Annotated in this window: 9 protein-coding genes and 1 pseudogene; 8 read left to right on the top strand and 2 right to left on the bottom strand. The window is 58.6% G+C overall.

The features are described 5' to 3' along the window. Window positions 1-35: 35 nt before the first annotated feature. The 5 genes from aceK to JJD74_RS20225 all read left to right on the top strand — a co-directional run bounded on the left by aceK (window position 36) and on the right by JJD74_RS20225 (window position 8,232). Window positions 36-1,757 carry a bifunctional isocitrate dehydrogenase kinase/phosphatase gene (gene aceK, locus JJD74_RS20245; protein ID WP_200616649.1) on the top strand — a complete coding sequence of 574 codons (1,722 nt, stop codon included), beginning with the start codon at window positions 36-38 and terminating at the stop codon, window positions 1,755-1,757. Window positions 1,758-1,900: 143 nt separating this feature from the next. Continuing rightward, on the top strand, window positions 1,901-5,812 hold the full coding sequence (gene hrpA, locus JJD74_RS20240) for an ATP-dependent RNA helicase HrpA (protein WP_200616648.1): 3,912 nt from the start codon (window positions 1,901-1,903) through the stop codon (window positions 5,810-5,812). 330 nt (window positions 5,813-6,142) lie between these two features. After that, window positions 6,143-7,264 (top strand): beta-ketoacyl-ACP synthase III, encoded by a 1,122-nt coding sequence (locus JJD74_RS20235; RefSeq protein WP_042558117.1) that lies wholly within the window; start codon window positions 6,143-6,145, stop codon window positions 7,262-7,264. Between the two features lie 120 nt (window positions 7,265-7,384). Then, window positions 7,385-7,999 (top strand): RNA polymerase sigma factor, encoded by a 615-nt coding sequence (locus JJD74_RS20230; protein ID WP_042558118.1) that lies wholly within the window; start codon window positions 7,385-7,387, stop codon window positions 7,997-7,999. Continuing rightward, entirely contained in the window at window positions 7,993-8,232 is a 240-nt protein-coding gene (locus JJD74_RS20225; protein WP_047300124.1) for an anti-sigma factor family protein, read from the top strand. The genes JJD74_RS20230 and JJD74_RS20225 overlap by 7 nt, the downstream gene beginning before the upstream one ends. A 169-nt stretch (window positions 8,233-8,401) precedes the next feature. Here JJD74_RS20225 and JJD74_RS20220 read toward each other — a convergent pair whose 3' ends face one another. Continuing rightward, a complete protein-coding gene (locus tag JJD74_RS20220) occupies window positions 8,402-9,724 on the bottom strand; it encodes a putative porin (RefSeq protein ID WP_200616647.1) in 1,323 nt (440 codons plus the stop codon). Between the two features lie 282 nt (window positions 9,725-10,006). On the opposite strand from JJD74_RS20220, the gene JJD74_RS20215 reads away from it, so the two are divergent. Then, window positions 10,007-11,131, top strand: a complete 1,125-nt coding sequence (locus JJD74_RS20215; RefSeq protein WP_047300215.1) for a GNAT family N-acetyltransferase — start codon at window positions 10,007-10,009, stop codon at window positions 11,129-11,131. A gap of 111 nt (window positions 11,132-11,242) precedes the next feature. On the opposite strand, the gene aqpZ is transcribed toward JJD74_RS20215, so the two are convergent. After that, a complete protein-coding gene (aqpZ, locus tag JJD74_RS20210) occupies window positions 11,243-11,938 on the bottom strand; it encodes an aquaporin Z (RefSeq protein ID WP_115147727.1) in 696 nt (231 codons plus the stop codon). A gap of 52 nt (window positions 11,939-11,990) precedes the next feature. Between aqpZ and JJD74_RS20205 the strand changes: the two genes are divergently transcribed. Then, on the top strand, window positions 11,991-12,725 hold the full coding sequence (locus tag JJD74_RS20205) for a hypothetical protein (RefSeq protein WP_200616646.1): 735 nt from the start codon (window positions 11,991-11,993) through the stop codon (window positions 12,723-12,725). 203 nt (window positions 12,726-12,928) lie between these two features. Next, window positions 12,929-13,301: pseudogene (locus JJD74_RS20200) on the top strand (hypothetical protein); the annotation flags it as partial.

Genomic DNA, 13,301 nt, shown 5'->3' with positions numbered 1-13,301 from the left:
CTCAGGCATCACGAATGCACGCAGAGGTTTCATCTATGCCGCAGCAATGGCCCGCCACCGACATCGCCCGCATGATCCTCGATGGCTTTGATGATTACCGCGAGCATTTCCGCCGCATCACCGATGGCGCCCGGGAGCGATTCGAGCAGGCGCGCTGGCAGGAGACGCAAACCGCGTCGGCGGCGCGAATCAACCTGTATGAGGAAAAAGTCGGCGAAACCATCGCCCGACTGCGCGAATACTTCGACGACGAAGCGCTGATGAATGTCAGTTGCTGGCCGCTGGTGAAAAGCGCCTACATCAGCGTCATCGACCTGCGCTTCGACGACGAACTGTCGGAGACCTGGTACAACTCGATTTTCTGCGGGCTGTTCAGCCATGACCTGATCAGCGACGGCTGCATGTTCATTCACACCACCCGCCCGAGCCTGCGCCGAGCGCGGGCTGCGCAAACCCGCACGTACAAGCCGCAAGGGCAATTGTCGGGGATGCTCGCGAGCATTTTTGCCGACTACCGTTTCAGCGAGGATTACGCCGATTTGCCCGGCGACCTGCGCCGCCTCGAAGCGCAGTTGCGTGAAAATCTCCCGGACTGGGTGTGCAAAGACCCGGAACTGAGCGTCGAGCTGTTTTCCTCGGTGTTGTACCGCAACAAGGGCGCGTACCTGGTCGGGCGCATTTACACCCGCGATGAGCAATGGCCCCTGGTGATTCCGCTGCTGCACCGCGAAGGGCGCGGGATTCAGATCGATGCGCTGATCACCGACGAAGCCGATGTGTCGATCATCTTCTCTTTCACCCGTTCGTATTTCATGGTCGATGTGCCGGTGCCGGCTGAGTTCATCGGTTTTCTGCGGCGGATTTTGCCGGGCAAACACATCGCCGAGTTGTATACCTCGATTGGCTTTTACAAGCACGGCAAGTCCGAGTTCTATCGGGCGCTGATCAATCACCTGGCCAACACCGATGACCAGTTCATCATGGCGCCGGGCGTGCGTGGCATGGTCATGAGCGTGTTTACCCTGCCGGGCTTCAACACCGTGTTCAAAATCATCAAGGACCGGTTTTCACCGTCGAAAAACGTCGACCGTGCCACGGTCATCGAGAAGTATCGACTGGTGAAAAGCGTCGACCGGGTAGGGCGCATGGCCGATACCCAGGAATTCGCCGACTTCCGTTTTCCGCTGAGCAAATTCGAGCCAGCGTGCCTCGAGGAATTACTGGAGGTCGCGCCGTCCACGGTGTCGGTCGAAGGCGATACGGTGCTGATCCGCCACTGCTGGACGGAACGGCGGATGACCCCGCTCAACCTTTACCTGGAAAACGCCAACGATGCGCAGGTGCATGAAGCGCTGGAAGATTACGGGCTCGCGATCAAGCAACTGGCGGCGGCGAACATCTTTCCCGGCGACATGTTGTTGAAGAACTTCGGCGTCACCCGTCACGGCCGGGTGGTGTTTTATGACTATGACGAGATCTGTTTCCTGACCGAAGCCAACTTCCGCCACATCCCGCAACCGCGCACACCCGAGGATGAAATGGCGTCGGAACCGTGGTATTCGATCGGGCCGCTGGATGTGTTTCCCGAGGAGTTTCCGCCGTTTCTGTTTGCTGATTGGGGGCAACGCAAGTTGTTCGACCAGTTGCATGGCGAGTTGTATAACGCCGATTACTGGAAAAGCCTGCAGGACGCGATTCGCGCCGGCAAAGTGATTGATGTTTTCCCGTACCGCCGCAAAGGTCTCGATAACGAATAACTGCAGCTGCAAGTGCCAAGCTGCAAGCTACAAGTGAGAAGCCGCTTTGAACTTGCGGCTTGTAGCTTGGCGCTTGGCCCTTGTAGCTACTTTTCTGCGACAATCCGCCCCCTGCACAAATAGACGACCGAATTGCGTACCCGATGACCGACGAATCGCCCTCCATCGACAAACTGTTGAAAAACCTCGATCACGCCATGCTCGCCGACCGCCACCGGCTGCGGCGGCAGTTGCTTGAGCTGCGCAAGAATCCCGATGAGGCCAAGCTGGCCCAATGGGTGACGCGCATGCAGGCATCTTGTGATCAGGTGCTGGCGCGAAAGGCCAGCCTGCCGGTCATTCGTTACGACGACAGCCTGCCGATTGCGGCCAAGCGTGACGAGATCAAAAAGGCGCTGGAGCAGCATCAGGTCCTGATCATCGCGGGCGAAACCGGCTCGGGTAAAACCACCCAGTTGCCGAAAATCTGCCTGGAAATCGGTCGTGGTCAACACGGTCTGATCGGCCACACCCAGCCGCGCCGGATCGCTGCGCGCAGCGTCGCCAGCCGCGTCGCCGAAGAACTCGGAACGCCCCTCGGTTCGCTGGTCGGCTATCAGGTACGTTTTGAAGATCAGAGCAACTCCAACACCCTGATCAAACTGATGACCGACGGCATCCTGCTGGCGGAAACCCAGAACGACCGCTACCTCGAACGCTACGACACGATCATCGTCGACGAAGCCCACGAACGCAGCCTCAACATCGATTTTCTGCTCGGTTACCTGAAAACCCTGCTGCCGCGTCGCCCGGATCTGAAAGTCATCATCACCTCGGCAACCATCGATCTGGAACGTTTCTCCAAGCATTTCGACGATGCGCCGATTGTTGAAGTCTCCGGCCGAACCTTCCCGGTCGACACCTGGTATCGCCCGCTGACCCTGGAGCAGGACGAAGAGGGCAACCGTGTCGAAGATGACTTGACCGTGGATCAGGCGATCCTCGCCACCCTCGACGAAATCGCCGCTTATGAGCGCAGCGAACGCCGCAGCCCCGGTGATGTTTTGGTGTTCCTGCCCGGCGAACGGGAGATTCGCGACGCCGCCGATATGCTGCGCAAGGCGCAGATCAAGCACACCGAAATTCTGCCGCTGTATGCGCGTCTGTCACCGGCCGAGCAGCAGCGGATTTTCCAGTCGCATCCGGGCCGTCGTGTGGTGCTGGCGACCAACGTTGCCGAGACCTCGCTGACCGTGCCGGGCATCCGTTACGTGATCGACAGCGGCACCGCGCGCATCAGCCGCTACAGCTATCGCGCCAAGGTCCAGCGCTTGCCGATCGAAGCGATTTCCCAGGCCAGTGCCAACCAGCGTAAAGGTCGCTGCGGCCGGGTCGAGCCGGGCATTTGCATTCGCCTCTACAGCGAAGAAGACTTCATCGGCCGCCCGGAATTTACCGATCCGGAAATTCTGCGCACCAACCTCGCCGCGGTGATTTTGCAGATGCTCCATCTGCGTCTCGGCGAAATCACCGCGTTCCCGTTCATCGAGCCGCCGGACGGCAAGGCGATCAGTGACGGTTTCAATCTGCTGCAAGAACTCTCGGCGGTCGATCGCAACAGCCAGTTGACCCCGCTCGGCCGCCAATTGGCGCGCCTGCCGGTGGACCCGCGCATGGGGCGTATGCTGCTCGAAGCGGCCAAACTTGGCAGTCTGCAGGAAGTGCTGATCGTCGCCAGTGCCATGTCGATTCAGGACCCGCGCGAGCGTCCGCCGGAGCGTCAGCAAGCCGCCGATCAGGCCCACGCGCAATGGAAGGACATCGACTCGGACTTCGCCGGGCTGGTCAATCTGTGGCGTGGTTTTGAAGAGCAGCGCCAGGCGCTGACGGCCAGTCCGCTGCGCAATTGGTGCCGGAAGAACTTCCTCAATTACTTGCGTTTGCGCGAGTGGCGCGATTCCCATCGCCAGTTGAGCCTGATCTGCCGCGACATGCAGCTGAGCCTGAACAAAGAGCCGGCGGATTATCAGAAACTGCACAAAGCGGTGCTGGTGGGGCTGCTCAGCCAGATCGGCCAGAAAACCGAGGACGGCGATTACCTCGGCGCCCGTCAGCGACGCTTCTGGATTCATCCGTCGTCAGGCATCGGCAAGAAGCGCCCGCAATGGCTGATGACCGCCGAACTGGTGGAGACCACCAAGCTTTACGCACGCATGGTCGCCAAGATCGACGCTGACTGGATCGAGCCGCTGGCCGGGCATCTGATCAAGAAAAACCACTTCGAGCCGCACTGGGAGAAGAAGCGCGGCCAGGTCGTGGCGTTCGAGCAGATCACCCTGTTCGGCCTGATCGTGGTTGGCCGCCGGCCGGTGCACTACGGTCCGGTAGATCCGGTGGTCTCGCGTGAATTGTTTATCCGTGAAGGTCTGGTGCGCGGCGAGATTCAATCCAGAGCCAAGTGCCTGTCCGCTAACCAGAAGCTACTGGAACAGCTCGACGAACTCGAAGCCAAGGCCCGTCGTCGCGACATCCTCGCCGACGAAGAAACCCTGTACGCCTTCTACGATGCACGCTTGCCGGCAGAGATTCACCAGACGGCGACCTTCGACAGTTGGTATCGCATCAACAGCCAGAAAGATCCGCAGCTGTTGATCATGCGTGAAGAAGACGTACTGGCCCGCGAGGCCAGTGAAGTCACCGCACGGGACTACCCGGACACCCTGCACATCGGTGATCTAGAGCTGGCCCTGACGTATCATTTTGAACCCAATCACCCGCGTGACGGCGTGACCTTGCGTGTGCCGGCGCCGCTGTTGCCGATGTTGCCGCCGGAGCGTCTGGAATGGCTGGTGCCGGGGTTGATCGAGGCCAAGTGCATCGCCCTCGTGCGTAACTTGCCGAAAGCGCTGCGCAAGAATTTCGTGCCGGTGCCGGACTTCATCAAGGCTGCGTTGCAACGCATGACCTTCGCCGAAGGTTCGCTGCCGCAAGCTCTGGGCCGTGAGCTGTTGCGCATGACCGGCGCACGGGTCAGTGATGAGGCGTGGGCAGAGGCTGAGCAAGGGGTCGAAGGGCATCTGCGGATGAACCTGGAAATCGTCGACGGCCAAGGCAAGTTTCTTGGCGAAGGACGAGATCTGGCCGAGCTGACCGCGCGTTTTGCCGAAGCCAGTCAGGCCGCACTGGCCGTGCCGCAGAGCGCTAAAAGTCAGCAACCGGTGGAGGCGAAAGTCTTTGCCCCGGTGGCAGAAAAAACTCAGCAGAAGATCGCCGGGTTGTCGATGACGGTGTATCCGGCGCTGGTGGAAGAGGGCGGTACGGTCAAGGAAGGACGATTCTCGACGCCGGCCGAAGCCGAGTTTCAGCATCGTCGTGCGTTGCAGCGTTTGTTGATGCAGCAATTGGCCGAGCCGGCCAAATTCCTGCGTGGCAAGTTGCCGGGGCAGACCGAACTGGGTTTGCTCTACCGCGATCTGGGTCGGGTCGATGCCTTGGTCGAAGACATTTTGCTGGCCAGCCTCGACAGCTGCATTCTGGAGGGCGAAGACCCGTTGCCCCGTGACGGCGCAGGGCTGGCGGCATTGGCCGAGCGCAAGCGCGGCAGCTGGACTGAACACGCCGAGCGTGTGGCGCGGCTGACGCTGGAGATCCTGAAGATCTGGCACGGTCTGCAAAAGCGCTTCAAGGGCAAGATCGACCTCGCCCAAGCCGTGGCGCTCAATGACATCAAGCAGCAGATCAGTAATCTGGTCTATCCGGGCTTTGTCCGGGAAACGCCGATGCAGTGGCTCAAGGAGTTGCCGCGTTACCTGAAAGCGGTCGAGCAGCGTTTCGAGAAACTCGGCGCGCAGGTGCAGAAGGATCGGGTCTGGAGCGGTGAGCTCGCTGGCCTCTGGGCGCAATACCAGACTCGCGCCGCCAAACACGCCCAGGAAGGCAAACGCGATCCGCAGCTTGAGTTGTACCGCTGGTGGCTGGAGGAGTATCGGGTTTCGCTGTTCGCCCAGCAGCTGGGGACGAAAGTGCCGATCTCCGACAAGCGCCTGAACAAGCAGTGGACTCAGGTAGAACCCTGATCTTGCTCCGTAAGCAATGCCCCCTGTGGGAGCGAGCCTGCTCGCGAAAGCGCTGTATCAGACACCATCGCGGTGACTGACACACCGCCTTCGCGAGCAGGCTCGCTCCCACGTCGGGATTTGGGTAGTGCGTGAGAAAGGGGCCAAAACCTTGGGTTTATGGCAAACTTCGCGACCATAAACGCCGCGTTCGCGACCCAGAGCCTTCGGCCGTGTCCCGGAGCGGAATAAAGCGATGCCAGGTTTGCGTCCCCCGGATGGGAATAGACCCTTTGTGTGTTGGTACGACGGTTCCAGCACTTTCTGCCTGAACAGATTAGAGAAACGACCATGCATAACGTCGTCATCAGCGGCACCGGCCTGTATACCCCGGCCAACAGCATCTCCAACGAAGAGCTGGTGCAGTCTTTCAATACCTACGTCGCACAGTTCAACGCGGACAACGCCGAGGCCATCGCCAGCGGCGAAGTCCAGGCACTGACTGAATCCAGCGCACCGTTCATCGAGAAAGCTTCGGGCATCAAAAGCCGTTTTGTCATGGACAAGGACGGCATTCTTGATCCGCAACGCATGGCCCCGCGCCTGCCGGAGCGGTCCAACGACGAATGGTCGGTGCTCTGCCAGATGGCCATCGGTGCTGCCGAGCAAGCCTTGCAACGCGCCGGCAAAACCGCTGCCGACATCGACGGTGTCATCGTTGCCTGCTCCAACCTGCAACGCGCCTACCCGGCCATCGCCATCGAAGTCCAGGAAGCGCTGGGCATTCAAGGTTTCGGTTTCGACATGAACGTGGCCTGTTCCTCGGCGACCTTCGGCATACAGGCAGCGACCAACAGCGTGCAACTGGGCCAGGCCCGGGCGATCCTGATGGTCAATCCGGAAGTCTGCACCGGTCACCTGAACTTCCGTGACCGCGACAGCCACTTCATCTTCGGCGATGCAGCCACTGCGGTGATCATCGAACGCGCCGACCTGGCCACCTCCAAGCACCAGTTCGACGTGGTCAGCACCAAACTGCTGACCAAGTTCTCCAACAACATCCGCAACAACTTCGGCTTCCTCAACCGTGCGGCGGAAGAGGGCGTCGGTGCTCGCGACAAGCTGTTCGTGCAGGAAGGCCGCAAGGTGTTCAAGGACGTTTGCCCGATGGTTGCCGAACTGATCGGCGAGCATCTGCAAGAGAACCAGCTCAATGTCGGCGACGTTAAGCGCTTCTGGTTGCACCAGGCCAACCTGAGCATGAACCACCTGATCGTGCGCAAACTGCTGGGTCGCGAAGCGACGGAAGAAGAGGCGCCGGTAATCCTCGACACCTACGCCAACACCAGTTCGGCGGGTTCGGTCATTGCCTTCCACAAGTACCAGGATGACCTGGCCGCCGGTTCGCTGGCAGTGCTGAGTTCGTTCGGTGCGGGTTACTCGATCGGTAGCGTGATTCTGCGCAAGCGCTGAGTTTGCCTTGAAAAGATCGCAGCCTGCGACAGCTCCTACACTGACGGTTTCAAACCCGTTGTTGTAAGTGCTGCCGCGGGCTGCGATCTTTTGCGTCCTATCAACTGAAACGAGGCGTCAATGGCCGTTACGGACGACACCCAATTGCTTGAGCGTTTGCTGGCAGGCGAGCAGAAGGCTTTCAAGGAGCTGGTCACGACTTATCAGAGCGCCATGCGTGCCGTTGCGTATGCGATCGTCGGCCAGCGTCATGTCGAGGAAGTGGTGCAGGACGCCTGGCTGTCGGTGGTGCGTCATATTGGCAGCTTCGAAGGGCGCTCCAGTCTCAAGACCTGGCTGCTGACCATTACTGCCAACTCGGCCAAGAGTCGCTACAAGCAAAATCGCCGTGAGGTGTTGCTCGACGACTTGCCGTCGCCCCACGGCACTATCGACGACGACCGTTTTTCGTCCGGCGACGGCCATTGGCTGGTCGCGCCTTTCGCCTGGCACCAGGACACTCCCGAGGCGTTGTTGACCGAAGGCGAACTGCGCGAGTGCCTGGAGCACACGTTGCTGAGCCTGTCGGAACTGCAAAGCAGCGTTTTGCTGTTGCGTGAGCGCCAGGGCGTGGAGCTCGAAGAGATCTGTAATCTTCTGGACATCTCGCTCTCCAATGTTCGGGTGCTGCTGCATCGGGCACGGTTAAAGGTCTTCGCGACCGTGGAACATTTTGAGGAGACAGGAGAATGTTGACATGCAAGGAGCAAGTGGCACGATCCAGCGATTATCTCGATGGTCAGCTGAGTTTTGGCGAGAAGCTGATGGTGCGTCATCACCTGATGTTCTGCCGCAACTGCCGGCGTTTCATACGCCAGATGCGGTTGATGCAGGCGACACTGAAGGCCATGCCGGAACAACCTGAAGAGGGTGTCGATGCACTGGCTGAACGCCTGGCTGCGCAACGACGGGAAGACAAGCCTCTGTAGGAGCTGCCGCAGGCTGCGATCTTTTGATCTTAAAAACAAGATCAAAAGATCGCAGCCTGCGGCAGCTCCTACAGGGTTTTTTTGCGCATTCTGAAATAGCCCCGCGTGGGTGAAACGAACGGATGATGGGGGATCGTCCCGCCCACGTCAGGCTATTGATTGCTGCTGTTTAGAACTTGGCTTCCGCATCCAGCTGCAGGGTGTTGGTATCTGCATCGCGCTGGGTCCGGCTGGCGAAGTCTGCCTTGGTCAGGAAGTACGTCGCGCCGACAGCGAAGTTCTTGTCGATGTCGTAACCGACCTTGAACTTGTGACCACGCGAACCTGTGGTGCCGTTGGCAAAGTCGGAGTCGGTGAACGCGCCGACCACAGCGTTGCGCTGCACGTCACGATAGTTGTAGTCGAGGTTGAAACCAAAGACCTTCGACTTGGCGCCGAGCAGCCAGGCAGTGTCCTGATCGGTCACGGCATCGTTGTTCTTCACGTATTGGCCGTAGAACGACAGAGGCATTGGCAGACCGCCGATGTCGACCTGGCTGAAACCTTCGTACAGGCGGAACTCGTTGTTTGCCGAGTTGCCGTTGACCGCCAGGGCGCACGGCGTGGAAGTGCCGGTGCAGCGGCTATCCTCGTCGTTCTGGTAAGCGTAGACACTGCCGCCCAAGGTCAGCTTCAGGTTGTCGGTGATATTGAAGCGGCTACCCAGTTGGCCGGCGGTCAGGCGCAGGTCGTGACGGAACTGCACGCCGTCACCATCGACGTTGTCCTTGAGGTTGTAGTTACCCAGGCTGCCGAACAGTTCGGCGCTGCTGCCCAGCGGGTATTTGTAAGTAACGGCCAGACCTTCAGGGTTGATGTCGCTATCCCAGATCACGTCGCCCATGCTCACCCACGGTTGCAGCATCTTGCCGCCGATCACGTGCAGGTTCTTGATCTGGTCAGGGTGGTAGTCGATGTAGCCCAGATCCAGCCAGATCTGCTTCTTGTCGAAGTAGTTGTCCTGATCCTGGTTAGTCGAACGGGCATCGTCGCCGCCGCCTGTGGCGATACGGATACCGGTGTCCACTTGCGGGTTGATCTCGGTGTAGGCACCCAGACGGGCACGGATGCGCTGACGATCCTTGTCGCGACCGCCGTTGTTCGGTTCGCCATCGATCTTGATGGTTTCCTGACGGATGCGCACGTCGCCCTTGAACTGAGTCTTCGCCGCCCACGCCAGTTTCTGGTCGAAAGCGCTTCGTTCATTGGTCTTTTTCGCGACAGCCGCGACTTGTTCGTTGGTCTCTTGCTGCGCCTGCTGCGCGATTTGCTGAGCCTTCTGATCCTTGGCCAGTTCAGTTTGCAGTTCAATGTACTGCGCCTGGGAAATCGAACCGTTAGCCTTGAGCATGTCGAGCAGTTTGGCGTCGACTGCAGCACTGGCCGGAACGCTCATGGCCAGCAACAAGCCACCGCACAGGGCCGTCGCAGTTTTCGTGGAAGCAAGACGCATAGCAATCTCCGAAGATGAGAGGGGATGGCTTGACCATCCTGGGCACAACCGACAATCGAGGTCGGAAAACAGTGTCCGGGTTAGAACCCGGCGCTCTAAAAACAGGCGCCAGTATCGCGATGGTTTATGACAGTGCGGTGGCACAGTGATGGCAGGATGATGACGGTGTTCGTCGATCGTGAACTATTGATCTAGAGCGCTGTCGGCCGATTGCGGGTGTGCATTGCGGCGCAATCGGCGATACTCGGCGGGCGCTGGAGTCCTGTTGTGGAGAGCTTGTTGATGCCGTTGCAACGTCTGCAAAACCTGTCAGAAATTTCCTCACATGCCTGGGATGCACTGGTGCCGGACAATCAGCCGTTTCTGCGCCATGCGTTTCTCAGTGCATTGGAAGACAGCGGCAGCGTCGGCCCTCACTCCGGTTGGCAGCCGGAGCATTTGCTGCATATTGAAGATGATCGGCTGATCGCGGCGTTGCCCAGTTATCGCAAGTGGCATTCCTACGGCGAGTACGTGTTCGATCATGGCTGGGCCGATGCCTGTGCCCGCGCCGGAATCGATTACTACCCCAAGCTTTTGACGGCGGTGCCGTTCAGTCCCGTCAGTGGGCCGAGGCTGCTGGCCGCCAGGGTCGAGGACGGTTTCGAGCTGCTCAAGAGCCTGCCCGGTTATCTGGAAATAGAAGCGCTTTCCAGTGCCCACATCAATTTCACCGATGCCTTCACCGACGCCGCCATGGCCGAACAGCCGGGCTGGTTGCAGCGCATTGGCTGTCAGTATCACTGGCAGAATCGCGGCTATCGCGACTTTCAGGATTTTCTCGACGTGCTCGCTTCGCGCAAGCGCAAACAGATGCGCAAGGAACGCGAGCAAGTGGCGGGGCAGGGCTTCGAGTTTGAATGGCTGGAGGGAGGAGCGCTGGACGAGGCGCAGTGGGATTTCGTCTACGCCTGCTACGCCAATACCTACGCGGTGCGTCGGCAAACGCCGTATCTGACCCGGGAATTTTTCAGCCTGCTGGCCGAGCGCATGCCCGAAGCGATTCGCGTGGTGCTGGCCAAACAGGGCTCACGGCCGGTGGCCATGGCGTTCAGTCTGGTGGGGGGCGACAGTTTTTACGGACGTTATTGGGGCTGTTTGGCCGAGTTTGATCGGCTGCACTTCGAAACCTGTTTTTATCAGGGCATGGACTACGCGATTGCCCAGGGTTATCAGCGTTTTGATGCCGGTGCTCAGGGCGAGCACAAACTGATTCGTGGCTTTGAACCGGTGATCACCCATTCATGGCATTACCTGCGCCATCCCGGATTGAAAGCAGCGGTGAAGGATTTCCTGAAACAGGAACGCGCTGGCGTTCTGGCCTATGCCGAGGAAGCCAAAACAGCCTTGCCCTACCGCCAAACCTAGATCCCCTGTAGGAACTGCCGAAGGCTGCGATCTTTTGATCTGGTTTTTTGAACATCAAGATCAAAAGATCGCAGCCTTCGGCAGCTCTTACAAAGGGAGCTCAGGCATCCCTCAGGTTTCCTCTTTGCCCAACCAGCGATAGATCCCGCCACCGACCACCGCGCCAATCAACGGCGCGACCCAGAACATCCACAACTGCGCGATCGCCCAGCCGCCGACCATCAGCGCCGGCCCGGTGCTGCGGGCCGGGTTGACCGAGGTGTTGGTCACTGGAATCGAGATCAGGTGGATCAACGTCAGCGCGAGGCCGATGGCAATCGGTGCCAGCCCTGGCGGAGCGCGTTTGTCGGTGGCGCCCAGAATGATGATCACAAACATCGCGGTCATCACCAGCTCGGTGACAAATCCGGCAGCCATCGAATACTTGCCGGGCGAATGCTCGCCATAACCATTGGAGGCCAAACCGGCGGCAATGTCGAAACCCTCCCTGCCGCTAGCGATGTAGTAAAGCAGCGCTGCCGCCAGAATCCCGCCCAGCAACTGGGCGATGATGTAGGCGGGCAGTTCCCTGGCGGGAAAACGACCGCCGACAAACAGGCCTACCGACACGGCCGGGTTGAGATGACAACCGCTGATGTGGCCGATGGCAAAGGCCATGGTCAGCACCGTCAGACCAAACGCCAGGGCGACCCCCAGCATCCCGATTCCCAAAGGTGAAGAGGCGGCGATCACCGCACTGCCACAACCGCCCAACACCAGCCAGAACGTACCCAGCAACTCCGTAACTGAACGTTTGAACAAAGACATGAGAAGAGTCCTTGATAGGCTTGCTATCGAGACTGCATCGAGTTGCGCGTCCTTGCGGACTTACGACAGGTTCCCTGCTGGAACCTTCGCTGAGTACAGCACGCATTCCAAGGATTTCCAGCAAGCGAAAAAAAACGCCAGCCCCCGTGATTGGCGGGCTGTGGCGGTTTTGTCTGCGGGTGAATGCAGGCTCACTCCTGCAAGGTTTGGTGGTGATCGGGTCTATCAATCAGAGCAACTGCTAACCCTGAAACACGACACTGAATTAAAAGTATCTTTTGAAGTATTACCAAGCCCCACCAGCAATTTGGCACTCGTTATATTTTCAATATTGAATTTAAAATTGAAAGCCCCTCTAATAACCTTAGAGGATTTCGAGACAGGCAAACTTGGTGACAAACCCGTTGGCACAGTCATGGACTTCCCAAGCATCACCGTGACGGTATTGACGGAAGGTGCAGATATCCAGAATATCGACAATTATTTTCAACCCATTACAACAGGAAAGTCTGTGCATCCTGCCGCCGGCGCAACTTTAAGATTTACGCTAATATATCCAGCAAAAAGCAATAGGTTCGGCATTGGCAACTACTTTGCACGCCGATCGACATACAAATGCTACGACGAAAATCTAAACCTCGTTAAAGCCGGCTCCACCCCGATATATGATGTAGCACCATTCTTATGGGTTGACATAACAGAAACATCAAACAGGAAAATTAAATTTATAGACATAACTGATGGAGGAGACTCCTCAGATTTAGATAACTTCTCAATGATCTATTGAGCGACTTTCCCTTTGGCGTCATACCGCTGAATATTGCGCAGTTAGCGATACTCGGCGTGACGGCAAATCCCAAAGGACAGATGGAGCTTTGGACGCTCGCGCCAATGACCATTCGTCGCCACCTGTCAGATCTGACAGGTGCGCAAATCGCCATAAAGCGCTCTGATAGCTCCTGCCATTCCCACTGCGCAGGAGCTTGCTTCATGACCACCTCAACCCCACCGGACAACACCGTCCTCGTACTCTATCCACCCAAAGTAAACGGCCAGACCGAACCGGTCGAAGGCGCACATATTGGCGTGCCCCTGGTGGCCTATGATCTGGTCACCGACGGCGAAGGCGCCGTTGTCCTCGTCGACCCACCGTTGTCGGGCACCATGGATCCCGGCGACGTCATGGAGCTTTGGCTTGAGAATGAAGCGGCCGCACTGGACAGCGAAACCATTGTTGATCCGGACGCGCGCACCACGTTGCGCATTCCCAAGGCTCGCCTGCATCCGGACAAGGTCAACATGCTGTACTACACCGTCAGGCGCGGCAGCAGTAATATCGGCACTTCCACACCACCGCTGGAAA

This window comes from Pseudomonas sp. MF6776 (assembly GCF_016613125.1).
Classification (GTDB): Bacteria; Pseudomonadota; Gammaproteobacteria; order Pseudomonadales; family Pseudomonadaceae; genus Aquipseudomonas; species Aquipseudomonas iridis.
Note: the sequence above shows the minus strand (reverse complement) of the source record. Positions and strands in the feature narration are given on the sequence as shown.

Excerpts from the sequence above, each read along its gene's own strand:
- aceK (WP_200616649.1), top strand. The coding sequence starts at position 36 with ATGCCGCAGCAATGGCCCGCCACCGACATCGCCCGCATGATCCTCGAT.
- hrpA (WP_200616648.1), top strand. The coding sequence starts at position 1,901 with ATGACCGACGAATCGCCCTCCATCGACAAACTGTTGAAAAACCTCGAT.
- JJD74_RS20235 (WP_042558117.1), top strand. The coding sequence starts at position 6,143 with ATGCATAACGTCGTCATCAGCGGCACCGGCCTGTATACCCCGGCCAAC.
- JJD74_RS20230 (WP_042558118.1), top strand. The coding sequence starts at position 7,385 with ATGGCCGTTACGGACGACACCCAATTGCTTGAGCGTTTGCTGGCAGGC.
- JJD74_RS20225 (WP_047300124.1), top strand. The coding sequence starts at position 7,993 with ATGTTGACATGCAAGGAGCAAGTGGCACGATCCAGCGATTATCTCGAT.
- JJD74_RS20220 (WP_200616647.1), bottom strand. The coding sequence starts at position 9,724 with ATGCGTCTTGCTTCCACGAAAACTGCGACGGCCCTGTGCGGTGGCTTG.
- JJD74_RS20215 (WP_047300215.1), top strand. The coding sequence starts at position 10,007 with ATGCCGTTGCAACGTCTGCAAAACCTGTCAGAAATTTCCTCACATGCC.
- aqpZ (WP_115147727.1), bottom strand. The coding sequence starts at position 11,938 with ATGTCTTTGTTCAAACGTTCAGTTACGGAGTTGCTGGGTACGTTCTGG.